This is a genomic window from Paenibacillus sp. 01L418 (assembly GCF_056400045.1).
On record NZ_JBFTSN010000027.1, the window covers coordinates 1 to 23,022 of the forward strand.

At 44.2% G+C, this 23,022-nt stretch carries 21 protein-coding genes; 1 reads left to right on the plus strand and 20 read right to left on the minus strand.

The genetic code is table 11. The features are described from left to right. The 11 genes from AC1DSE_RS06120 to AC1DSE_RS06170 form a co-directional block, all read right to left on the minus strand. On the minus strand, window positions 1–558 hold a 558-nt coding region (locus AC1DSE_RS06120), incomplete at its 3' end, for a hypothetical protein (protein ID WP_477527498.1). Between the two features lie 277 nt (window positions 559–835). After that, complete coding sequence (locus AC1DSE_RS06125; protein WP_477511786.1) at window positions 836–1,369, minus strand: YceI family protein; 534 nt, start codon at window positions 1,367–1,369, stop codon at window positions 836–838. A 109-nt stretch (window positions 1,370–1,478) separates the two neighbouring features. Next, window positions 1,479–2,426 (minus strand): helix-turn-helix transcriptional regulator, encoded by a 948-nt coding sequence (locus AC1DSE_RS06130; RefSeq protein WP_477511787.1) that lies wholly within the window; start codon window positions 2,424–2,426, stop codon window positions 1,479–1,481. 326 nt (window positions 2,427–2,752) lie between these two features. Further along, window positions 2,753–3,940 carry a phosphopentomutase gene (gene deoB / locus AC1DSE_RS06135; protein ID WP_477511788.1) on the minus strand — a complete coding sequence of 396 codons (1,188 nt, stop codon included), beginning with the start codon at window positions 3,938–3,940 and terminating at the stop codon, window positions 2,753–2,755. A gap of 32 nt (window positions 3,941–3,972) precedes the next feature. Continuing rightward, window positions 3,973–5,154 (minus strand): NupC/NupG family nucleoside CNT transporter, encoded by a 1,182-nt coding sequence (locus AC1DSE_RS06140; RefSeq protein ID WP_339205764.1) that lies wholly within the window; start codon window positions 5,152–5,154, stop codon window positions 3,973–3,975. 22 nt (window positions 5,155–5,176) lie between these two features. Next, window positions 5,177–6,364: a purine/pyrimidine permease gene (locus AC1DSE_RS06145; RefSeq protein ID WP_477527499.1), complete on the minus strand. Its 1,188-nt coding sequence runs from the start codon at window positions 6,362–6,364 to the stop codon at window positions 5,177–5,179. A 33-nt stretch (window positions 6,365–6,397) separates the two neighbouring features. Then, window positions 6,398–7,114, minus strand: coding sequence for a purine-nucleoside phosphorylase (gene deoD / locus AC1DSE_RS06150; RefSeq protein ID WP_477511790.1), 717 nt, complete (start codon window positions 7,112–7,114; stop codon window positions 6,398–6,400). A gap of 212 nt (window positions 7,115–7,326) precedes the next feature. After that, a complete protein-coding gene (locus tag AC1DSE_RS06155; RefSeq protein WP_477511791.1) occupies window positions 7,327–8,763 on the minus strand; it encodes a helix-turn-helix domain-containing protein in 1,437 nt (478 codons plus the stop codon). 237 nt (window positions 8,764–9,000) lie between these two features. Then, window positions 9,001–9,480: a 23S rRNA (pseudouridine(1915)-N(3))-methyltransferase RlmH gene (rlmH, locus tag AC1DSE_RS06160; RefSeq protein WP_339205773.1), complete on the minus strand. Its 480-nt coding sequence runs from the start codon at window positions 9,478–9,480 to the stop codon at window positions 9,001–9,003. Window positions 9,481–9,482: 2 nt separating this feature from the next. Then, window positions 9,483–9,650, minus strand: coding sequence for a CxxH/CxxC protein (locus AC1DSE_RS06165; protein WP_477511815.1), 168 nt, complete (start codon window positions 9,648–9,650; stop codon window positions 9,483–9,485). Between the two features lie 268 nt (window positions 9,651–9,918). Further along, entirely contained in the window at window positions 9,919–11,298 is a 1,380-nt protein-coding gene (locus AC1DSE_RS06170; protein WP_477511792.1) for a S1C family serine protease, read from the minus strand. A 159-nt stretch (window positions 11,299–11,457) separates the two neighbouring features. Here AC1DSE_RS06170 and AC1DSE_RS06175 point away from each other — a divergent pair, with 159 nt between their 5' ends. Beyond that, a complete protein-coding gene (locus AC1DSE_RS06175) occupies window positions 11,458–11,679 on the plus strand; it encodes a hypothetical protein (RefSeq protein WP_054025729.1) in 222 nt (73 codons plus the stop codon). On the opposite strand, the gene AC1DSE_RS06180 is transcribed toward AC1DSE_RS06175, so the two are convergent. The 9 genes from AC1DSE_RS06180 to dnaB form a co-directional block, all read right to left on the minus strand. Next, on the minus strand, window positions 11,648–12,454 hold the full coding sequence (locus tag AC1DSE_RS06180) for an MBL fold metallo-hydrolase (protein WP_076266550.1): 807 nt from the start codon (window positions 12,452–12,454) through the stop codon (window positions 11,648–11,650). The genes AC1DSE_RS06175 and AC1DSE_RS06180 overlap by 32 nt on opposite strands. Window positions 12,455–12,487: 33 nt before the next feature. Next, window positions 12,488–13,243 carry a two-component system regulatory protein YycI gene (gene yycI / locus AC1DSE_RS06185; protein WP_076266551.1) on the minus strand — a complete coding sequence of 252 codons (756 nt, stop codon included), beginning with the start codon at window positions 13,241–13,243 and terminating at the stop codon, window positions 12,488–12,490. Between the two features lie 32 nt (window positions 13,244–13,275). Continuing rightward, window positions 13,276–14,733 (minus strand): YycH family regulatory protein, encoded by a 1,458-nt coding sequence (locus tag AC1DSE_RS06190; RefSeq protein WP_477511793.1) that lies wholly within the window; start codon window positions 14,731–14,733, stop codon window positions 13,276–13,278. Continuing rightward, on the minus strand, window positions 14,730–16,580 hold the full coding sequence (gene walK / locus AC1DSE_RS06195) for a cell wall metabolism sensor histidine kinase WalK (RefSeq protein ID WP_076266553.1): 1,851 nt from the start codon (window positions 16,578–16,580) through the stop codon (window positions 14,730–14,732). Before walK ends, AC1DSE_RS06190 begins: the two co-directional genes overlap by 4 nt. Then, window positions 16,577–17,332 (minus strand): response regulator YycF, encoded by a 756-nt coding sequence (gene yycF, locus AC1DSE_RS06200; RefSeq protein ID WP_441878116.1) that lies wholly within the window; start codon window positions 17,330–17,332, stop codon window positions 16,577–16,579. Before yycF ends, walK begins: the two co-directional genes overlap by 4 nt. 228 nt (window positions 17,333–17,560) lie before the next feature. Further along, window positions 17,561–19,135 carry a LysM peptidoglycan-binding domain-containing M23 family metallopeptidase gene (locus AC1DSE_RS06205; protein WP_477527500.1) on the minus strand — a complete coding sequence of 525 codons (1,575 nt, stop codon included), beginning with the start codon at window positions 19,133–19,135 and terminating at the stop codon, window positions 17,561–17,563. Between the two features lie 140 nt (window positions 19,136–19,275). Further along, window positions 19,276–19,950, minus strand: a complete 675-nt coding sequence (locus tag AC1DSE_RS06210; RefSeq protein WP_339205786.1) for a hypothetical protein — start codon at window positions 19,948–19,950, stop codon at window positions 19,276–19,278. A 215-nt stretch (window positions 19,951–20,165) separates the two neighbouring features. Beyond that, on the minus strand, window positions 20,166–21,452 hold the full coding sequence (locus AC1DSE_RS06215; RefSeq protein WP_076266557.1) for an adenylosuccinate synthase: 1,287 nt from the start codon (window positions 21,450–21,452) through the stop codon (window positions 20,166–20,168). Window positions 21,453–21,642: 190 nt separating this feature from the next. After that, a complete protein-coding gene (dnaB, locus tag AC1DSE_RS06220; protein WP_076266558.1) occupies window positions 21,643–23,004 on the minus strand; it encodes a replicative DNA helicase in 1,362 nt (453 codons plus the stop codon). Window positions 23,005–23,022 lie beyond the last annotated feature (18 nt).

A 23,022-nucleotide genomic window follows, 5' to 3' on the forward strand; every position in this document is an offset into this window, starting at 1 on the left:
CCCAAATTGTTTTCTGAGAGATTCTTCGTGCGGTATCCACTCCGAATCACTCCATAAAGACATTTTTACGAGTTCTGACAGCTTATCTACGGCTTGTACTGGACTCGTAATGCTAATGAAGTCGTCAAAATCCTCATTACAGATATCCAACGCTATCCGCAGGTAGTCATCATTAATACGCTCTTCTTTGAGTTGTTCATATTCATCCCTCATCCACTGTTCACAAAAGATTTTTTCGGCCCTAATATCTCCATTCTCGAAAAACGACAACTCAAATAATTCCTCATTCATATATCCGGCGGTCATCACTGGCTCTTCGATAAGCCGGGACAACGTTTTTCCAACCTCCTTCACCGTACCCCATACAAAATAATCGTGCAGTACGCTGATCCAGTTTGCGTTGCTTTTGCTTATGTACATGACGACTTTGATCTCTTGAGCCTCATTATTTGGCTCGCCTAATACTGTGGCATGCCCTTCACTTAGCTCTCTTAATGCATCGACAGTCTTTTCAAGGTTTTTCGACTTAATATGCAAATTCGCAAATGATCTTCCCACGAGATCGCCTCCTCTAATTGCTTTCTTACTCAGTCTGATTCTTGTTTATATCTTATAGATTGGTTCTATATATGTATCTTATTTCCATTATAGTGATCGCATGTCCTGAGTCTACCTACTTTTCACCTGAATTTTGGAAATAAAGTTTCCTACAATACTCTCCAACTTTCCACAACAAAGTTTTTCGCCGTCACATATGGCATGGTTCTCCGCTTTGTCTGTAACGGCCAGCTTTTGAACAAAGACCATCCCGATAAAAGGATGATCTTTTGGATCCCTAATTTACTTTAATTGCCTCAATATAAAGTTCGATTATCACTTCATTTCCGACAATAATTCCACCCGTTTCAAGAGGCGAGTTGAATTTCAAACCAAATTCATTACGATCAATACTGGCTGTTGAATGAAAGCCTACACGTTCCCGGCCGCGAGGGTCTTTGTTTAGTCCTTCAAAAACGGTATGAAAAGTGACAGGTTTGGTTACTCCATGCAGAGTTAGATTGCCCGTAAGTTCATACTGCCTTTCGCCAGCATAGACGCAGTTGGTGCTTTGAAACGCAATAGTTGGATACTTGTCAGCATGAAGAAAATCGTCGCTCCTCAAATGTTCATCTCGTTGTGCTTGACGAGTTGTAATGCTATTTGCTTCTATGGAAGCCTGGATACCCATGGTTGTTAACTCGTTGGGATCAAAACTTATAATCGCTTGGAAACGCTCAAATACTCCTTTAATTTTATTAATCATTAAATGCGTCACCGAAAATTCGACGGAGCTGTGGTCCGGATCCACTTCCCATTTGATATTACTCATGAATAAATTCCACCTCTATAAAAAGATTATGAGAAAGGTCACCCTATCTCCAAAACACTGCGCTATTCTCATACACCTAATATACAAAAACGCTACTGACAACGTAATGTCAGTAGCGTTTAAGCATTTTTTCGGCTTCCTCGTAAATCCGATTTCGGAATGATTCAGGCTCTACTACCCTCACGTTCCCTCCCCAGCTCAGAACCCATTGCATCAAATCGTCCAGATGACGAACGCGTAATACTACATCCAATCCATCTTGATTCTCTTCCATACCCTCAATAAATCGATTATTCGATTCCTTCACTTTATCTACGACATTATGATTAAATCGGAGGTGCACTCGCAGATGTCGATCATCTGTAGGGTGATACTCCCTTAAGTTAAAATGGGCAGGCGGTTCGAATCGATCTTCCAGATCGACAAGTTCGGTTATTCGGGATAAACGGAAATGGCGAATGTCTTGGCGTAAGTCGCAATGCGCCACGAGCATCCATAACCCTTCAACGAGTACGAGGCCATAGGGAGCGACAGTACGATCGCTATGGCGATTCCCCGTGGAATCCGTAGTTCCTTTCGAATAATGAAATCTGATCTTTCGCCCATCTAATATCGCTCGGCGAATCTTATCGAGGTTTTCCTTTTCATTTGACGGAGCTGCCTGTTTGCCTGGAGCGAGCAATCGCAGCGCCCTGCGTATACGGGAGGTCTCATTGCGTACACCGTCTGATAGAATGGCCTCGATTTTCCTCTTAGCGGCTTTAGCTCTGTCACGATAATCATCATCAAATCGTTGCTCGATAAAGTCCGTTCCTATAAGCAAGGTCACGGCTTCCCCTATCGTGAAACTGATCGGCGGTAGAAAATATCCCTCCATTAAGGAATACCCTGTGCCTGTAGTGCCTATAATCGGCACGCCCGCTTCGCTGAGCGCCTGAATATCACGATAGATCGTCCGCACGCTAATTTCAAATAGGGCCGCCAAATCTTCGGCACGTACCACTTGTCTACCTTGCAGCTCCAGCACGATGGCTAATAAACGATCTGTTTTGTTCATTGACTGCCCCCTTGAAACGTAGTGCTGTACAACAGATACTTACCCCTACTTATGGTACGGTTCAGCATATCACAAGTAAGGCGAAAATATTAGGAGTTCATCGCCACTTATAACTCCAAATCTCGAACTTATTACTCATTCAAATTTTATCATTAACGTTACTGTTAAGAGTGATGGGCTATTCCTTATAAATATAATCGCTTAAAAAGCCAAAAGCCTGCCATTTTGGCAGGCTTCTTTCATTATGACGTTACTTTCTCTAGGTTCACAAACATTAATGACCCTCGTTTTCTCAACCAGCCAGTACATTGGCTATTCAATCAAGTTTATTTAAGCTTCTGTAAGAGGCTCTGTCCAAACTGCGGCATTTTCACATCAAAGTTATCTGCAACCGTTGCCCCAATATCCGAAAATGTCTTACTTACGGGTAGCTCACTTTGCTCAGTGAAACTCTTGCTGTAGATGAGTAAAGGAACATATTCACGGGTATGATCTGTACCCACATGAACAGGATCATTGCCATGGTCTGCTGTAATCATGAGAAGATCATCTTCGCTCAGCTCGGCAAGAACTTCATTTAATCGATCATCAAATTGTTCTAGCGCTTTCCCATACCCGATCGGGTCTCTACGATGTCCATAAAGTGCATCAAAGTCAACAAGATTCAGAAAACTAAGTCCTGTAAAATCAGTATGAATGGTCTCCATGAGTTTATCCATGCCATCCATGTTTGATACTGTGCGTAAAGACTTGGTGACACCTTCACCATCATATATATCTGAGATTTTGCCAATCGCTAATACATCGAACCCAGCATCCTTGAGCTCATTCATCACGGTTCTTCCATAAGGCTTCAAGGCATAATCATGACGGTTCGATGTTCTCTTGAATTTTCCAGACTCTCCGAGGAATGGCCTGTCGATCACTCTGCCTAACATGTATTCCTCACGTAGCGTAATCTCTCTGGCTATCTCACAGATTTGATAAAGCTCTTCCAAAGGAACAACTTCTTCATGAGCGGCAATCTGAATCACTGAATCTGCTGAAGTATAGACAATGAGTGCACCAGTGTTCATATGCTCTTGCCCTAGTTCATCGAGAATAGCTGTACCGCTAGCTGGCTTATTCCCAATAACCTTTCGACCCGTTTTTTGCTCTAATTCGTTAATTAATTCATTTGGAAATCCTTCAGGAAACACTTTGAAAGGAACATCGATTTTAATGCCCATAATCTCCCAGTGTCCAGTCATCGTATCCTTCCCATTCGACGCCTCCTGCATTTTGGTGAAATAAGCTAAAGGCTGCTCTACTTTGGGCACTCCGGGTATTTGGTCAATATGGCTTAACCCTAACTTAGATAAAACAGGAACATGCAGCCCATTCATTTTTTCTGCAATATGCCGTAATGTATGTGATCCTGTATCCCCAAACTTTTCAGCATCCGGAGCTTCACCGATGCCTACAGAATCCATAACGATGACGAAAATCCGCTTAAACCGAGGTGTTTGTTTCATGTTAATGCTCCTTCTATTTTAGCTGTACTCAACTAAAATATGATTCCGATAACGATGGCTGATAAAACGCTTACAAGTGTCGCGCCATATAACAACTTTAATCCAAATCGAGCAACCACATTCCCTTGTTTTTCATTCAAACCTTTTACGGCACCCACGATTGTACCAATGGACCCAAAGTTAGCAAATGAGATTAGAAATACAGAGACGATGGCTGTCGTACGATCACTAAAGCCGTCTTGAATTTTTACAAAATCAAGCATAGCCACAAATTCATTCGCCACTAATTTGGTCGCCATGATACTGCCTGCACTAACAGCCTCAGACCATGGCACACCCATAACAAAGGCAACCGGTGCAAAGACATAACCTAATGCTTCTTGGAACGAGATACCGAATATTCCAGCGAAAACGCCGTTAATTAAAGCAATTAACCCAACGAAACCAACCAACATAACCCCAACCACGACGGCTACCTTAAAGCCATCCATGATATACTCGCCCAGCATTTCGAAAAACGTTTGTTTTTCTTGTTCCTGAACTTCAACAATATCCTCTTCAGGTTTAACCTCATATGGGTTGATGATGGATGCAATAATAAAACCGCCAAATAGGTTTAGTATTAATGCAGCTACAACATATCTAGGCTCCAGCATCGTCATATAAGAACCAACGATTGACATGGATACCGTCGACATTGCTGATGCACATAATGTGTACAGACGCTGCTTAGACAATAATCCGAGTTGGTTTTTCACCGAAATAAACACTTCATTTTGTCCGACAATGGCAGCCGCAACCGCATTATAGGATTCCAATTTCCCCATACCATTTATTTTACTTAGGACCAGACCAATATACTTTATAATAAACGGCAGTATTTTATAATGTTGCAGAATCCCGATAATCGCTGACATAAATACGATAGGCATCAATACAAAGAGGAAAAACGTGTGTGCCCCTTCATTTGCCATTCCACCAAAAATAAAGTTAATCCCTTCATTTGCATATCCCAGTAATTTATCAAAACTATTGGCAAAGCCCTTAATTAACAATTCCCCTATACTCGTTTTTAGTAGAAGTATTCCTAAAACAATCTGAACAACAATCATGACAATAATTGGTCGATATTTAATCTTTTTCTTATCATTACTTGCAAGCCATGCCAGTATTAGTACAAGAATTAGACCAGCAACAGAGATGAGATAATGCATCTTTACCCCTCCAAATTTTTGTTTATTGTTTTACTTTACTCCGCTGTTTTTCCCTCCACATGAACCCCTGTTCCAAAATAATCGCTAACAGGCTTCCGCATATTAACCCATTATTTAAAATGGCGATCACGATCGGAGATAAATGGATTGTGGCTGATGAAGGGATAAACATTAAACCCACACCCACTAGCAGGGAAACTCCACTAACAATAAATATGACATTCATAATTGGCGGAAACAAGGATAAAACGATCACTAAGCTGCACCCTATTAAGAACGGCCTACGCTCTCTCATACCTGTCTGTTCAACATATCCCGCTGCTCCCGAAATAGGCACCGAGCCAATCGCTCCTAAAGAGCCGCCAATAAAATGTGTAACCCCGGAAATAATTCCAGCACGCCAATAACGGCGATGATCCGTGGATTGCTTTTGCTCTATCACGGTTTCCATCAACCGGATGGATGCAATCGCATTGGTTATTAACAGCAGTGTTAATAACAACGCTGTAGTGATGGTCCCACCGTCAAATCGCGGCCATCCAAATGGCAACATTTCGGGTAAATTAACTAGGTTTTTTGCTTGTGAAAAAACCGGTATATTACCAAAAACTATAAATAATAGCCAACCTAACAATATACTAATGATCACCGAAAATTGTCGAAGTAACGCGATGCGGCAGCTCCCTAACCAAAAGGTAATGCAAACCACAATCACACTAAGCAAAAACACTTTAACATCTAACGTCGTATGGCTAGATGTAATTCCCATCATCCCTTTCATAAAAGAACCGCTTAATTGAAAGATCAATAACAGTAAATATATAAAAGTGATGGTTGGTGTAAATAATCGGGCTATTTTATCCATTAGCTTAAAGGCTGAAATTAGGATGAATAAGACACCGCTAATGATCATTCCTCCACTTAAAGCTTGCAGAGCATCAATGTTAGAAGAATATAGTACCCCCACTAAACTCGCGTAAATGGTAAAAATGCTCCACCATAACCCTGCCGGACCTTCATGAATAGGAAGTTTATGACCAATCAGGCCTTGTAAAAAGCCCGCTATCCCCAAAGTAATAATTGTACTCTGGATGAGTCCAGCAGTCTCAATGGGTGTTAAGTTATATAAATCTGCGATAGCAATTGGTGCAGCAATTGCGCCTGCGATCATAAAAATCATCCACTGCAATCCGGACAGAATTACTCTCATTTCTTTCTCACTCTCTTTTCCTAACCCTTAAACCTATAAACTAGTGTCATCAATGATTGTATTAAGAGCTATTTCTACCATTTCATAAAAGGACTGTTCACTTTCTTGATGAGTTAAGTGCTCCTGCGTTAATAATTGACTGCCCACGGTCAGAATCGACAGTGCTTTTACACCATATTTAGCAGCCAAAGTATAGAGCGAGGTGCTTTCCATTTCTACTGCTAATACGCCAAAGTCCATAAATTTGTGAAGTCGATCCAACGTTTCACGATAAAATTCATCAGAATTATAAATGTTGCCAACAAAGACTTTCGCTTGCTTACCTTGTGTGTGCTGATATGCTTTCATTAACAATGAGAAATCTGCCGTAGGCGCATAGTTGCAGCCATGGAAAATTTTCTCCGTCAGATTGCTGTCTGAAGACACGGCTTGGGCTAATACAATATCACGGATATTTACTTCTTCTTGCATCGCGCCACATGTGCCAATGCGAATCAATTTCTTCACTTCGTAATCGATGATCAGTTCCGTTGCATATATGCTCATTGATGGGTTACCCATCCCTGTCCCCTGAACCGACACCGGCACACCGTTGTATAACCCAGTGTATCCATACATACCTCTTACTTCGTTATAGCAATAGGCTTCCTCTAAAAAATTCTCTGCTACAAATTTTGCACGCAAAGGATCTCCTGGAAGCAAAACACGTTCTGCTATTTCTCCTTTTTTTGCACCTAAATGCCTGCTCATATGGTTTCCTCCAATAATCTGAATACTGCACTCAGATTTTCCGAAATCGCTTCCATTTACCGACGGGAAAATAGATGCTTTAGTATTTTCCAAACGAATTTCCTTAAGGAAGGTCAGCCTTAATCGTTTAGAACCTGCTTTGAGCATAAGGTTTTTTATCATCGCAAACTAGACCAAAATCTTACGTAGGGTACGGAAAATAATTGGTCAAATTATAAAAGTAATTCTTTACGAATATTGTCCAGATCTCTTTTAGATGGAATCGTAGAAATCGTAACAACAGGTACTGTCTTTAATGCAACCGGGAAATTACTAATGACGAAATCGATTTGATGCTGCTGCACCATTTCGTCGGTTAGTCCTTTCATAATGGAAGTATTAACGATCAACTGATCCCCAATTTCCTTTTTAATCAAATCCGCTATGTAATGGCGAATTGAAAATTCTTCACCGATCACTAAAAAGGCCTTTTTTCTTTTATAACGTAAGCTTGAACGAACAATTAAGGTTAGTTTTGTTAAATGGAAATCATTATACAAGACAGAGGGATAAGCTTCATTCCACGTTTTCATGCAGTCTTGCAATTGTTGATATATCTGCTGGCACTCTTTTTGAACATATGTCGATAAATTGCTTTTTGAAATCATCATCCATTCAGGAATGGCATTATCCATTAAAAGCTTGTCAATGAAGTCATATACCTCCAATGTAAATCGTTCTTCCATATCCATATTCGGATATACCTTTGCCAGTAATGTAAAAAGCAGATTACCCATTTGATACTCTTCTTTATCCTTGTATAATTCGAATTCTTTTATCGGTGTCATTTCCGATCCTTCGTAATAATGGTATTGGCTGAGTCTCACTCTTGATTGCATAAAGAATAGTTCACTTTCAGGAAATTCTATAGAAAGCTGTTCTTCTAGACTCTTCGCAAGAGCTTTCACCGGCAAATAAAACATCCCTTTTTCCCAGGGATATCTGACCTCGTCGACTTTTACACATTTCCCTCTCGTAACTCTATCGACTACAATCGCCAGCAAAAAGGATAATTTCCTTTTGGAATTGATAAAATAAACTATATTTTTCTCATTCTCTATATTTGTGATTAACTCATTAATATAAGCAAAGTTAATATTCTCAAAGGGCCATCCTGTAAAGTCATAGGCATCACAATATAGCTTCAAATAAAAATACCGTATATTCATTTCATTCCCTTTGATCTTAGGGCTGGAATAAGTAATGTGCAGCTTATACGGTTTCAGATCATTATTATTTAAATTTACAATCAACTTCTTCAAAGACGAGGTGCTCATAAACATTTCACCAGCAAGCTCCTCAACTGAGAATCGTCCGTCAGTGGTAAACAATAGATTCATCAGCCGATAAAAGGTGGTTTGTCTGAGCATAAAAGAAACCACTTCACTAATCGTCTTCCCTCGTCCATCACGTCGAAGAAATACTCCCTTTCCTCTAGTCACCTCAATGGTGATATCAGGTGGCAGCTGCTTGCTTATCTCTTCAACCATCTTACGTATGGTTTTATCTGAGATTCCTAAACTCTTCTCAACTTCGGCTAAGGTAAACCACCTTTGTTCCGTATCAAGCAGTGTTAATAATTGGCTAGCTAATTTATATTCCTTATCCATACTCCCACCCTATTTCAATTTAATTTGAATGTTATAGGATAAAACAAGGACAATTTCGCTTGCCCTTTTTGTCGTTCTTTTCCCGTAATTCCAACAAGCCCCTCTAACGAAAAATCGATTCTCCCAGAAGGAAGAATCGGCTTTTTGATCTGTTTAAATAATATCTATGTTAAGTCTCACCCTAACTCAATTGTGCTATTCAGTATCAAATAAGAGTTTTGTTCAAAATAATTCGGTTTACTTATGATACGGTTCTCCCCGATTTATCTTCACTCCGCGATAAATCTGCTCAATCAGCACCAGACGCATCAGCTGGTGCGGCAAGGTCATGCGCCCAAAGCTCAGCTTCTGCTGGGCGCGCTTCATCACAGCGGGAGACAATCCCGTACTCCCGCCAATAACAAAAGCCACGTGGCTGCGCCCATACGTGGCTAATTTATCGAGCTGGCCCGCGAGATCCTCGCTTGACCAGAGCTCGCCATCCAGCGCGAGCGCGACAACATGCGCATCAGGCTTCAGCTGCGCTAGAAGCCTCTCGCCCTCTCGCTCGCGCACAATCGCTTCCTCCGCCGCACTCATCGTCTCCGGCGCCTTCTCATCGGGCACTTCCGTGAGCGTAAGCTTCACGTAAGGCCCTAACCGCTTGGCATATTCCGCTATGCCAAGCACTAAGTACTTTTCCTTCAGCTTACCAACAGCAGCTATCTGTATATGCATTTCTACACCACCAAAAAAGTAGCTGGCTCTTCACAAAAATCACATTTGCGCGGTGGATCCCAATCTGCAAATTGTGTTTCCTTCAGATCTACTACGTCTGGTGCATCCTCATACTCATCTACAAAACGGTCCAATGATTTCTCAATATGCTCTTTACATACACAATACATCGTCTGCACGCTTCCTATCCCTAGTTGATGGTCGTCCTTATTGTCTATACACAGCATATCAGAAAACGCCTCTCCATGTGAAGACGACAATTTCCGTATTATCCCCGCACGATCCCTTTCCCAGTATGCTCCCCGCATTCACGCACAAAAAAACCGCAGCATACAAATGGGCTACCATTTGCATACCGCGGCTTCTTCAAGCTAATCCTAAAATTCCAGCTCAATAAGCTTCAACTAACCAAGCTTAATCCAGCTTTTGCACTCGAACTTATTCCTCATCTGTCTTCTCAGCCAGCTTAAACTTCGTAACCTTCAGCTTCCCATCACGGTAAAAGCTAATCTCAATCTCGTCACCAATTTTCTTCTGTTGGTACAAATATTTGCGAAGATCCATCGTACTGCTGATCGGATGACGATCCAGCTTAACGATCACGTCATTGAACAGCAAACCTGCATCCTTAGCAGGGCCAACCGCTTCAAGCACGATTACACCGTCGTAAACCTCGTCTGGCAGCGTAAGCTTCTGTCCGCCCTCAAGAATCTGATCATCGCCTGGGTCAGCCTCTTCTTCGTCATGAGGAACATCGCCCTCCGGCAAAATCCCGCCTTCGCCAGGATTGCTGTACGCATCCTCAAAGTCCTGCTGCTCCCAATATTGCTCCAAATCCATCGTATATACGCCAAGATATGGACGCGGCACATGGCCCAGCTTAATTAAGCTTTCAACAATCGGCATAGCCAGATTGATTGGGATAGCAAAGCCAATGCCCTCTACGCCAAGATCAGCTATTTTCATACTGTTGATGCCAACTACACGTCCATTCAAATCGATAAGCGGTCCGCCGCTGTTTCCTTGGTTTATGGATGCATCAATTTGAATAACCTCTTGTTCCCAGTCGTATACTCCATCTTGATTAAGTGATACCGGCACAATTTGTCTTGTCTTGCTCACGCTGCCCGTTGTCACAGACTCTCCGAGTCCGAGCGGGTTGCCGATCGCAATAATATATTCAGCAGGGCGAAGCGCAGACGAATCGCCAATTTCTGCAACGACTTCGATTCCTTTTGCGTCAATTTCCAGCACTGCAAGATCCGTAATTTGATCTTTACCGACAATACGTGCCTCACGCGCTTCTCCATTCATCAGTACAACCTTTACCGCTTGTGCCTGATCAATGACGTGGTAATTCGTAATAATAATCGCTTTGCCATCCTTCTTGCTAATGATGACACCTGAGCCCACACCCGCTTCACGAAGTGTACCTTTGCCTTCTTCTTTTTCCGGCTGCGATTTGTCTTTTCCAATTCCAAGAGAGAACATTTGCTGATTAATGACGCTTACGACGGCCGGTCTTACTTTCGCTGAAGCCTGTATAGGACGCTCAAGCGGATCAATCACTTGTATACCACCCGTTACCGGTGCAGCACCGCCGCCGCTGGTCGTACCACTGCCTCCGCCGCCAAACACAGCACCGAACAACAACGTTGCAGCTACCGCGCTCGTGATAGAAGATACAAATGCAATACGAACGTTGGACCACTTGCGTCCACCGCTCTTATATCGAAATGCAAAGTCTCCTTTCTTACTCTCGCGAGCAGCACGCTTGGATACTTTGGTTGAATAAAAATCGTCGTCGAATAAGCTCATTACTATCGCCCCTCTCAATGCCTCGGACATCAAGACTATTTTTTTGAATCTAGGAATGTTTTCGGAAGAAATGACTAAAATAATAATAGAATCATGCGATGCTTATCAGAAGTTTTTTGTTGCGCTTCAAAAGTCGTTCCACTAAAGGAGAAATGATATATGAAAGCCAAAACGCCTGTCGCTTGGGAACATGTTCAGCTTGCTGCAAAGCTAGCAGATTTAAAGGATGATCACTACCGTACCGTTCTCACCTTAAGTGCGATGCTAGAATTGTTTATAGATAAGGGCATACTTACTAGAGAAGAGCTAAGTGCTAAAGCGGATGCGCTTGATGCACAGCTGGAATCCCTTATTTCTGCTTCACTACATCCCATGACGTAGGTCGGTCGTGATAGGTTGCGCGTAGAGGGTGTTCTTCTTTCTTATAAAATATTCCATGGTCCTCTAATATAGTATTCACGGTCAGCATTGCCAAATCCATTAAATTATGGTCAAGGCTCAAATGAGCCAAATAAACGCGTTTTGTTCGATCTGTCATGAGCTCTAGCAGCGCTTCGCCTGCAGCCACATTGGATAAATGGCCAACGTCGCTCAATATCCGGCGCTTCGTATTCCACGGGTAACGCCCCATACGAAGCATTTCCGTATCGTGATTGGCCTCAAGTACAAGCACATCGGAATCAATAATTTGACGTTTGACCTTTTCACTTACATACCCAAGGTCAGTAGCTAGGCTCAGCTTCTCGCCATTCTCTACAAAGCAATAGCCTACAGGCTCTGCCGCATCATGCGAGATCGGATACGATTGAATGGCCATTGAACCGAGGTTCACCTCTTCACCTGTCTCCATAAACACTCGCTTCTCTGGAGCAATCGTGCCAACATGCCTCTCCATTGCAGCCCACGTTGCCTCATTGGCATAAATGGGCAAATCATATTTCCTTGCAAAAGCACCCAATCCCTTAATATGATCGGAATGCTCATGTGTGACGAACAGCCCGTCCAATTGATGACCCATTACTCCGCGCTCGCGCATGAGTTCATCCAGTTTCTTCGCGCTCATACCGGCATCTACAATGACCATCTTGTCATTTCCCTGCACGATGGTTGCATTGCCAGTCGAACCGCTTCCTAGTACTGTAAATCGAAGTCCCATAATTGCTTTTTCCTGTCCCTTCTCCTGCTCCCGTTAACGTAAACCGTTCGCTGCCGCTTCCCCTTGCTCATCATCCGTTGCAACCTCGCCGCTGATGGCATGCACATAAAACTGATGACCGTCCTCCAGCATAACACGCCATGAGGGCACCGATACTTGACGCTCCGAATCAAAGATTTGTCCTTTATAGCCAAGCTGGATATCGGTAATGACCGCACCATCGGGTAAATAAGTTTCAATCAAGCTCGCTACCACCTTGGCAGCTGGCAGCACCTGCTTGGCTTCACCTGATCCGAGCAGCTCTACGCGATCCTGCAAAAAAGAAGTAATCTTCTGATCTTTAATATAAAGCTTCAGCTTCACATCAAACATCGGACGTCCTTCTACTACTCGATAAAAAACAGACTCGCCTACGCTGCTGTTCAGCAAATCAAAAGCATATTGATCAAGCTCAGGAATACGATCTCCCAGTGTCTTTATTAATTCTTTTTTGGAATAGATGATCGTACTATCCACCGGTTCTTTCAATATGACTGGCTCCGCATTTTTGCGGCTGTCAGAGTGGAGCAAATAAGTTAAGTCCTTGAGCTCAGGTGTTTCCAGCGACAGATTGGCTTCTAACGAAATACGCTTCTGCTGCATGAGCAGTAACTTATCCTGCGGCAGCTCCGCCGTATTTACATTAATGTTCAACTGTTCCCTGATATCCAGCCATAGCTGATAACCAAGTAATACATTGAGCAGCAAAAACGAAATAATAAGCACGTTTTTCGCTCGTCCCCAATCCAATCGCTTTCACCTCCTGCTTTCGTATCCTATTTCTATGGTCCATTAAGCGAACGAATCTGGCTCGCACCCACTGATAAGCTTACCGCTCCTGCAGCATTAGCTGCTGTTGCTGTCGTATCATTTGGCTTATCTGAATTGCCATCAGCCTCACCTTGCACAGCGTCCTCATCCTTCTGCTCAGGCGGCGTATATCCGCTTCGATACGCCTCTACCAATATTTCTTCCGTACCGTCTTTCAAGCGAACAGCCCATACCGGTATGAACCGAAGTCTGTTCTCATCGATCGGAGCTGCTTGCAGCGCTGGGAACAATGCTGTCACTTCGCTGCGTCTATCGTAATTACTGAGCGTTTTCTCCAGCTCTTCCCCGCCTGACAACCAGCGAACATTCCTCGATTCCGACTGCGCTCCAAGCGTAATAAGTGTTCTCGAATATTCGGTTACGACACCTTGCTGAAGCCTTAATCTCATGTACCCATAGCGGAACGGCTTCGTATCCATAACAGGATACTGCTCGACATATTGCTTAAATCTAATATCCTTGCCTTCGCTGCCTGGCATAGCATTCACAAAACGATGTGTGCCGTCCCATCCGCCATGCTGATTGACAAAATCTACTGAGGCATACACATTGTCGCTAAGCAAGTTTTCCGTAATTTGCGGAGCGCTTGGATCTGTATAGCTGATCCACTTGCCGTTCTGTTCTACCTGCAATCCCCGCTTGCCGTCTGTATAGATTTGCGAACCGCCTCGGTCTTCAATTGCTCTTGTTGTGCTTTGATCGAAAAATAAGCTTCGTTTCATCAAATCCGGCGAATACGTCTCGTAAGGAAATACGATTTCCGTTGACTGAATCGGTGCAACTGGAATATAAAGGCCGTCTGCTGTCATGGTGTACTTAGGCTGGAACTGCCCGAACCCCACATAGTCCTGCACATCGCGTACTGTCAGATCCGCACGAACGGACTCGTAAACCATCTCGCCATCAGCGCTAAAAAAGAACGTTCGAATTTCCTCGGTGCCCGACGTCTTGAAGATCCAGATGCGGTCAATCGTTTCGTTCAAGAACAGCAAATCACCTTCCAGCTTAAGCAGCTTCTGCAGCAGCTCTACTGGAATGCCGTTATCAAAGCGAAGCTCGATACCGATATCATTTTTGCGAATTTCTTCCCAGTTGAGCACATCCGAAGGGCTTCGCTGGAACCCTTTAAATTCTCTACCCTGAATGCGCTGGTTAAGAATCATCTCGTAGAACTGTGTCCCCGGATAGATGATGGTATGCTTATTGCCGCCTAAGTGGATAACTAACGCTTCTGGAAAAATAACACTCTCTACGCTTGTCGGTTTTCCTATTGGCTCCGAATTAACATAATCCTGATCGCTTCTTACCGTAGCGCCAAGACCAGGCATGCTGTATGCAAGCAAATAGCTTTGAAGGAGACTAAGCACGACTAGCAGGATAAGCGTTGTTGTCTTTATTTTTTCTTTCATGCCAGCTCGCCCCCTTCCTGTAGAAGTGGAAGAGTAAATGTAACCGTAGTTCCTTCATTTAGCTCGGAATCAAGTGAAATCGTACCGCTATGTGCCTTCACAATTTCCCGGGCAATCGAAAGCCCAAGGCCTGTTCCGCCCATATTGCGTGAGCGAGCTTTATCTACACGATAGAAGCGGTCAAAAATACGATTCAAATCCTTTTTCGGAATTCCAATGCCAGTATCCTTCACACTAATTGAAAGTGATGCCGAATCGGCCGGCTTCTTCGCCGTTAATTCAATCGTTCCACCGTCCAGCGTATATTTGATTGCATTGGAGAATAAATTATCAAGCACCTGATCAATCTGATCGCGATCCAGCCAAGCGGACTCCAGCCCTTGATCAACGCTCACTGCGGCTTTAATCGACTTCTGCCTAAGCTGAAATGAGAAACGATCTGCCACTTCATCAAGCATGTCATGAACATTTGTCTGTCTGCGGCGCAGCGGCGCTTGGTTTGAATCGAGCCGCGACAAATGCAGCAGATCTGTGACGAGCCGAATCATCCGCTCCGTTTCATTGCGAATAACGCCAACAAACCGCTCGGATAACTCCCGTTCATCCAGTGCACCGTCATTAAGTGCTTCTGCATAACTCTTAATTGTAGTAAGCGGTGTACGCAGCTCATGCGATACATTCGCGACAAACTGACGCCGCGATTGCTCAAGTTTCTCTTGTTCTGTCACATCCTGCAAGACAGCAATCGTTCCGGTAATGCCCTTATCCCGACGATGAATAGGCGTAAATGTTACTTTAAGCAGCCCCTCATCATTATCGTTCATCTCCTGCCCATCCTCATCACGTTCAATAAGCAGTGTCTGACCGCGCCCTTGCTGCAGCTCTTCGAGCCGTTCCTCGGATAGATCGAACAGCTCGGACAACTCAAGTCCTTCACAGGAGCGTACGTCGAGCAATTCTAGTGCTCTCCTATTCCATACGATGACCTTGCCGTTCTCATCCGCTGCAACAACGCCATCGCTCATGTTGGAGAGAACGGAATTCAGCTTCTCATTTTCCTCTTCATTTACCGATAGAGCTTCTTTAAGCCGAATCGTCATATCGTTGAAGGCAACGCTCAAGCTGCCAATCTCATCATCGCCAAGCACGGGCACCTGCAGATCGAATTTCCCTTGTGAAATCGCCTCTGCTTGCCTCGTCAGACCTTGAATCGGGCTCGTAATGGTATGAGCAAGCAATATGCCAAGCACACCAGTGAGACCAAGCGCAATAAGTGTCCCTGAGAAAAATATCTGATTGACCCTGTTGACGGTCTCATACAGCTCGTTCATCGACGCAACGACATATACAACCCCAACCACCTTGTTGTCATTAATCGTCACTGGCTGGGCAATCATCTTTTTGCGTGTATTATCATCATCTATAATTTCTTGCTCATTGTCTGTAATGTTCTGAAGTGCCCGGCTTACAGCAAGCGACTTGTTCTTCTGGCCAATATAGGTCTCGTTGCTTTGAACGGACGTCGCTACCATCTTCCCGTTCGAATCAAGCACCTGCACCTCGGCGCCGCTAATGCTGAACAGATTGCGAACGACCAAACTAAGATCCTCTGTCGTGCTTTCCGCAGAATCACCCTCAGTATCTGGTTTAGCCGCTAAGCTCGGAGCTGCAAACTTAGATAAGATATCCGCTTGCTCCTTCAAATTTTTCGTGAAGCTGTCAATTAAGGAGTTTTTGACCGTACTTATAAAATAAACACCGATCAACTGCATAGCCACCAATATAAGCAGCAAATAGATGATGACCAGCTTTACTTGGATTGTGCGAAAAAAACTTTTGCCCTTCATCCTGGGCCGAAGCCTCCGGACTTGGAGTTGCGCATCATATAGCCAAGACCGCGCCGTGTCATAATGTACTCAGGGCGACTTGGATCATCCTCTATCTTCTCGCGCAATCTTCTAATCGTAACATCAACCGTTCGCACGTCTCCGAAATACTCAAATCCCCATACTGCTTGAAGCAAATGCTCCCGCGTCATCACCTTGCCGCTGTTGCGGGCCATATAATAAACGAGCTCATACTCACGATGAGTCAGATCAAGCGGTACGCCGTCCTTATAAACGACATACATATCAGTATCCACAAATAGGTTGAACAGCTTAAAGCCCTGCTGCTCCTGCTCGGCGGAATGATCGGCAGTGCCAGCATGATCACCGCTTGCAGCTTCTTCTGTCTTTTGCTGCCTGCGCAGATGCGCCTTCACTCGCGCGAGCAATTCCCTTGTGCTAAATGGTTTTGTCACATAATCATCAGCGCCCAGCTCAAGCCCAAGCACCTTATCAATTTCCGTATCCTTGGCCGTCAGCATTATGATTGGCATTTGCAGCTTGGCGCGAACCTCGCGGCATACATCCATACCGTCCTTTACAGGCAGCATCAGGTCCAGCAAAATAAGATCAGGAAGCTCCTCGAACGCAAGCCGTACCGCCTCACCGCCATCGAAAGCGCAAATAACCTGATGCCCTTCCTTCTCCAAATTAAACTTTATAATATCTGCAATCGGCTGTTCGTCATCGACCACTAATATTTTTCCGTGCATCGCTACACCCGCCCGTCGCTTGTCCTTTTTATTACCTTCTATTTTAACACTGTTATCCCTTGCTTCACAATGAAACTTCCCTCATGTTGAAAGGTTTTTCCTCAGTCCGCCATCACTGCATGAATAAGTTAAATACTCCATGTCCATACACAACATTTATATACGCAAAAAAAAGAAACACTTCGCTTATAGCAAAAGTGTTTCTCTCTAGTAAATTATGGGTATATGTTATAAGTACTTTAATGGATTTTGCAAAACGCCGTCCTTGTGTACTTCAAAATGCAAATGAACGCCAGTAGAGTTTCCTGTACTGCCCATGATAGCAATCTTTTCACCCTTCTCAACAATATCCCCTACTTTGGTATTGTAAGAGCTAAGGTGACCGTATACGGTTTTGTAGCCGTTCTTATGATTGATAATAACCGTTTTGCCTAGACCTGGCTTCGTTCCAACAAACTCAACTTTTCCTGTATCGGATGCAAGAATGTTCTTGTTGCCAGTAAGGTCAATACCGTTATGCATGCGTCCCCAGCGTTTCCCGAACTTACTAGTCATTCTAGATCCGGAGACAGGCATTGCAAAACGTCCTGATCCTTCTCCCAAAACAACCTTCGTTCCTCGTTCAACAATTTTTGGAGTCGCTTCTTTAATTACTTCTTTCGTGAGAAGCTCTTCGGATACGACGTAACCGTTTTGCTTCACGATAMGATAAGTCATACGTTTAGAGCCAGCCGTACCATTTGCTATCGTCTTCGACTCGCCTACACGCATGCTCGCATTTTTCATAATTTCAACGGGTGGTTCAATCGTTTCTACTTCAACTAAATTCTCGGTTGTCTTTACTGTGAGCTCCGGTTGGAGCACCGTTAGATCAAGAACATCACCAATCGTTATCTTATCATCTTTAATCCATGCGTTATTCTTATAAATAACCTCTGGGGAAATATCAAATTTCTGTGCGATACAGCCGACGCAATCGCCTGCTTGTACCGTATATTTAGTTGGTTGAATACTGCCTTGAACGAGCATCTTATAAATAGCTTCTGCTTCCATGATCTGTTCTGGATCGGTATCGATTGATTCCATCATTACCGCTTCAATGAATTCAACTTCTGTCACTTCACGCCCAGGCTGCTTAGAGGCTGCCTTCGAATCAAGCGCTGGCGGCTTTGCATCTTTTGCATTGAACGAAAGCGACTTCACTTCCTTTGCTTCCTTCTTCGCTGCGGCAAGCTTCGGTGCAAACTTGCTTTGCACGCGCAATAAAACTTCATCTGCTGTCTGTTGGTCTTTTACAATGCCGATGACTTTTCCATCAACCTTCACTTCGACACCAACCGCATGAGAGGTAAACAACCCTTCAAGCTTGTCCAGCGTACCAGCAGTTTCTGGAGTTCCTTTGAATGCATGATCAGGCTCATAGGTAATTGTTCCTGTATCAAGCACCATGTTAATGCCCGGGTTAGCTTGCTGAACTTCTTCGGTTTCCAGCAAAACTAGCTGCTCTACTTCTTGTGGATCACTTACGGTTCCAACGGCTGTTCCATTCATATATACGTTATAAAATTCGACTGTGTTTGCTTGAACATATTGGATTCCGCTAAATCCGGCTACTGTGAGGAGTACGAGCGCCCCGCCCGCTAACTGAACCGGCTTTTTTCGCCAAAACGGCTTGTTTGCCTGATCACTTGCGGATTGTTGCTGTGTCTTGCCATCCAGTTGTTGCGATCGGTCATGCCGAAAGTACTGAATCGCTTGATTCCATACTTTCTGAATCCGACCCTTGTCCCTGAAAACGGTCATGATTGTCTCCTTTTCGCGCTAATGCAACTTTTTTTCCGATTTCCGACATAAAAAAAGACGAATTATCCTGTCGGATCGTTCGCCTAATACTGTAACATATGCCCAACAATTGGAGCAACCTTTACACCCTATTCACAATATTAATATTTTTTCAGAATCTCCATCATTTGCCCATATTCGGTCTTGTCGAGGTGCTGTGCCATTATTTGTTGAATCTCTGTCAACTCTTGTTCTGTCAGCCCGTTTTCGATATATTGAGAGATTGTTTGCCACGATTCTTGCGGTAATTTTGTCATAAGCAGACTGAATAATTTTTCCTTATCCTCATCGCTCATTTGATCCTTTACCTCAGTCAAATCATCCGTTGTCATCGCTGTCTCGGTATCATCAACACCAGCTGTTCCCTCTTCAACACTGCCATCTTCAGGTTTTGCGCCACTTCCTGCTTCGGTGCCCCCGCCAATGCCCATATCGGTAAGCGGAGCATCCGTTGCTTGTCCAAAGGCGTCGATGGCTGCCGGTGGATCAGCCTGCTCATTTTCACCTGCATCTGTTGCTGGAGTATCCTCACCATCAACTATAGTCTTCTTCTCTTCTTTATCTGCAATATCCGTCGTTACTAGCGGATCTGCTCCCCATAGTTTGCCCCATACGCCTGACATTGCCATCGGCGGCACTTCAAGCGGTAAATTGAATTGTTTTAATATCGTTTCCACATAGCTGGTTACAATATATCCCGTCGTCCAAATGGATAAGAAACTTACGATTAATCCTGCTGCTACAATTTTCGCCAGCCATTCTACTTTTTTCAACATTGCCGCACCAATCCCTTCGTCCAGCAGCTGACAAATTGTTATTTAGCAGCTGCAATTGCCATAATCTGTTATATACCATTATGGTCAACATTAGGGACAACCATTCTTCTAAACTCTATTAATTTCCTATAAAATGAGTGTTTTAAAGCGAGTATTCATCATTTTTATATACAAAAAAAAGGATGGCCCGCAGGCCACCCTTTGTAAAAAACATTTTATTCGTAAATCGGACGAACCGGATTTGTTTGCTCGCGGTTACGGCCAACGGAGAAGATCGCAATTGGAATACCTGTAAGCTCGGATACACGGTTCAAGTAATTGCGTGTATTCACTGGAAGATCCTCAAGTGTTTTCGCGCCAGAGATATCCTCTGACCAACCTGGGTGCTCCTCGTAAATCGCTTCGCACTCTGATACCATTTTGAGGCTTGCTGGGTAAGTATCAATCACTTCGCCGCGCAATTTGTAGCCTGTGCAAATTTTAACTGTTTCAAGGCCTGTAAGAACGTCTAGCGAGTTCAGAGAAAGACCTGTAATACCGCTAACGCGGCGTGCATGGCGAACAACTACCGTATCGAACCAGCCAACGCGGCGTGGACGACCTGTTACTGTACCGTATTCATGGCCTTTGTCACGAATCATTTGACCGATTTCGTTGTCTTGCTCTGTTGGGAAAGGACCATCGCCTACACGAGTTGTGTATGCTTTTGCAACACCAATAACTTGCTGGATTTTTGACGGACCAACGCCAGAACCGATACAAACTCCGCCAGCTGATGGGTTGGATGATGTTACGTACGGATAAGTTCCTTGGTCAATATCGAGCATAACGCCTTGAGCGCCTTCGAACAAAACCTTCTGACCAGCATCGATAGCATCGTTTAGAATAACAGAAGTATCTGTTACATATTTGCGAAGCACTTCTGCATACCCAAGATAGTCCGCAACGATGGAATCCGCATTAAGATGCGCTCCGCCATATACTTGCTCAATCAATTGGTTTTTCTCGATGATAATACTGCGAACTCTGGATTCAAATTCCTCAGCATCCATCAAATCAGCAATACGAATGCCATTGCGTGCCGCTTTATCCATGTAGCAAGGGCCGATCCCTTTGCGAGTTGTGCCGATTTTATTATCGCCTTTACGATCCTCTTCAAGACCGTCAAGTACAAGGTGATAAGGCATAATGACATGAGCGCGATCGCTAATTTTCAAATTATCAGTAGAGAAGCCATTTTCGTGAATATAGTTAATTTCGTCAATCAGAGCTTCCGGATTAATAACCATTCCGTTACCGATGACGCAAGTTTTATCATGATTGAAAATACCCGATGGAATCATCGTCAATTTATATTTTTTGTTATCAATAAGGATGGTGTGTCCGGCATTGTTTCCTCCTTGGTAACGAGCGACGACGTCGGCTCCCTCTGCCAAGTAATCAGTGATTTTGCCTTTACCTTCGTCTCCCCACTGTGTACCAACTACAACAACCGTAGACATAATTATACCCCCGTCCGGTGTTTATAAGCACCGAAAATTACCGTCCCAATGCTTTATACACCAGCAAACCTTTAATAAAAGGGCCCGTGTCACAAGTCAAAAGACAGCATTAATAGTGTAGCAGTCCAACATCGAGAAGTCAAACGAAAAACGAACAATTGCATAACTACACATGCAATTGTTCGGATATTCACGACGCTTGCATCGGATCTTGATGCGCGCGATCGATACTTACGAATTTATTGTACTTTTTGAGAAACACGAGCTCAACCGTACCTACCGGTCCATTCCGCTGCTTAGCGATAATGATCTCGATAATATCTTTTTTCTCAGACTCTTTGTCGTAATAATCATCCCGGTAAAGGAACGATACGATATCAGCATCTTGCTCGATAGATCCCGATTCCCGAAGGTCGGACATCATCGGACGTTTGTCTTGCCGCTGCTCAACGCCCCGGCTTAGCTGAGAAAGTGCAATAACGGGAACTTCAAGCTCACGCGCAATTTGCTTCAGTGTACGTGAAATTTCGGATACCTCTTGCTGCCTATTCTCGCCCGCTTTGCCGCGGCCGGAGATCAGCTGCAAATAGTCTATCATGATCATGCCTAACCCTTTTTCCTTCTTCAAGCGACGGCATTTGGCGCGAATTTCTGCGACCGTAATGCCCGGTGTATCATCAATAAAGATTTGTGCCTCCGAAAGCGACCCAATCGCCATCGTCAGCTTTTCCCAGTCATCGCCTTCAAGATGCCCTGTCCGCATCCGCTGGGCGTCTACATTTGCTTCTGCGCAAATCATACGCTGTACAAGCTGTGCCGCTGACATCTCCAGACTAAAGATCGCGACGGTCTCGCGTGCGCGAACGCCGACATTTTGTGCAACGTTAAGCGCGAATGCCGTTTTACCTACAGAAGGACGGGCAGCAACGATGATCAAGTCGCTTCGCTGGAAACCGGCCGTCATCCGATCCAGATCGGTAAATCCGGATGGTATGCCTGTTGTGCCGCCTTTATCCTGGTACAGCTGCTCTACCTTCTCGAATACCTCCATCAATACGTCTCTAATGGAGATGAACCCGCTGCCGGAGCGGCGATTCGATATTTCGAGAATCTGTTTCTCTGCATCTCCGAGAAGTACGCCTACATCCTCCGAATTCGCATATCCATCGGATACGATGTTTGTTGCTGTGCGAATAAGGCGCCTCAGCATCGACTTCTCTTCTACAATTTGTGCATAGTAGTCAACGTTTGCTGCGGTTGGCACCGAGTTGGCAAGCTTCGCCAAATAGCTGACTCCGCCAATTTCTTCAAGCAAATGCTGATCCTGCAAATGCGCAGTCAAAGTCACGAGATCAACCGGCTGGTTGTTTTCCGCGATTTCAACCATCGCCTCATATATTTGTCTGTGAGGACCGCTGTAGAAGTCTTCACTGCGCACGCGCTCCATCGCTGTAATCAAGGCTTCTGATTGCAGCAATATCGCTCCGATAACAGCTTGTTCCGCTTCTAAGTTCTGCGGTGGAACACGATCAAACATCAATTCAGTGCTCATGGGCCCCTCCTAAAGGTT

Excerpts from the sequence above, each read along its gene's own strand:
- AC1DSE_RS06125 (WP_477511786.1), bottom strand. The coding sequence starts at position 1,369 with ATGAGTAATATCAAATGGGAAGTGGATCCGGACCACAGCTCCGTCGAA.
- AC1DSE_RS06130 (WP_477511787.1), bottom strand. The coding sequence starts at position 2,426 with ATGAACAAAACAGATCGTTTATTAGCCATCGTGCTGGAGCTGCAAGGT.
- deoB (WP_477511788.1), bottom strand. The coding sequence starts at position 3,940 with ATGAAACAAACACCTCGGTTTAAGCGGATTTTCGTCATCGTTATGGAT.
- AC1DSE_RS06140 (WP_339205764.1), bottom strand. The coding sequence starts at position 5,154 with ATGCATTATCTCATCTCTGTTGCTGGTCTAATTCTTGTACTAATACTG.
- AC1DSE_RS06145 (WP_477527499.1), bottom strand. The coding sequence starts at position 6,364 with ATGAGAGTAATTCTGTCCGGATTGCAGTGGATGATTTTTATGATCGCA.
- deoD (WP_477511790.1), bottom strand. The coding sequence starts at position 7,114 with ATGAGCAGGCATTTAGGTGCAAAAAAAGGAGAAATAGCAGAACGTGTT.
- AC1DSE_RS06155 (WP_477511791.1), bottom strand. The coding sequence starts at position 8,763 with ATGGATAAGGAATATAAATTAGCTAGCCAATTATTAACACTGCTTGAT.
- rlmH (WP_339205773.1), bottom strand. The coding sequence starts at position 9,480 with ATGCATATACAGATAGCTGCTGTTGGTAAGCTGAAGGAAAAGTACTTA.
- AC1DSE_RS06165 (WP_477511815.1), bottom strand. The coding sequence starts at position 9,650 with ATGTATTGTGTATGTAAAGAGCATATTGAGAAATCATTGGACCGTTTT.
- AC1DSE_RS06170 (WP_477511792.1), bottom strand. The coding sequence starts at position 11,298 with ATGAGCTTATTCGACGACGATTTTTATTCAACCAAAGTATCCAAGCGT.
- AC1DSE_RS06175 (WP_054025729.1), top strand. The coding sequence starts at position 11,458 with ATGAAAGCCAAAACGCCTGTCGCTTGGGAACATGTTCAGCTTGCTGCA.
- AC1DSE_RS06180 (WP_076266550.1), bottom strand. The coding sequence starts at position 12,454 with ATGGGACTTCGATTTACAGTACTAGGAAGCGGTTCGACTGGCAATGCA.
- AC1DSE_RS06190 (WP_477511793.1), bottom strand. The coding sequence starts at position 14,733 with ATGAAAGAAAAAATAAAGACAACAACGCTTATCCTGCTAGTCGTGCTT.
- walK (WP_076266553.1), bottom strand. The coding sequence starts at position 16,580 with ATGAAGGGCAAAAGTTTTTTTCGCACAATCCAAGTAAAGCTGGTCATC.
- yycF (WP_441878116.1), bottom strand. The coding sequence starts at position 17,332 with ATGCACGGAAAAATATTAGTGGTCGATGACGAACAGCCGATTGCAGAT.
- AC1DSE_RS06210 (WP_339205786.1), bottom strand. The coding sequence starts at position 19,950 with ATGTTGAAAAAAGTAGAATGGCTGGCGAAAATTGTAGCAGCAGGATTA.
- AC1DSE_RS06215 (WP_076266557.1), bottom strand. The coding sequence starts at position 21,452 with ATGTCTACGGTTGTTGTAGTTGGTACACAGTGGGGAGACGAAGGTAAA.
- dnaB (WP_076266558.1), bottom strand. The coding sequence starts at position 23,004 with ATGAGCACTGAATTGATGTTTGATCGTGTTCCACCGCAGAACTTAGAA.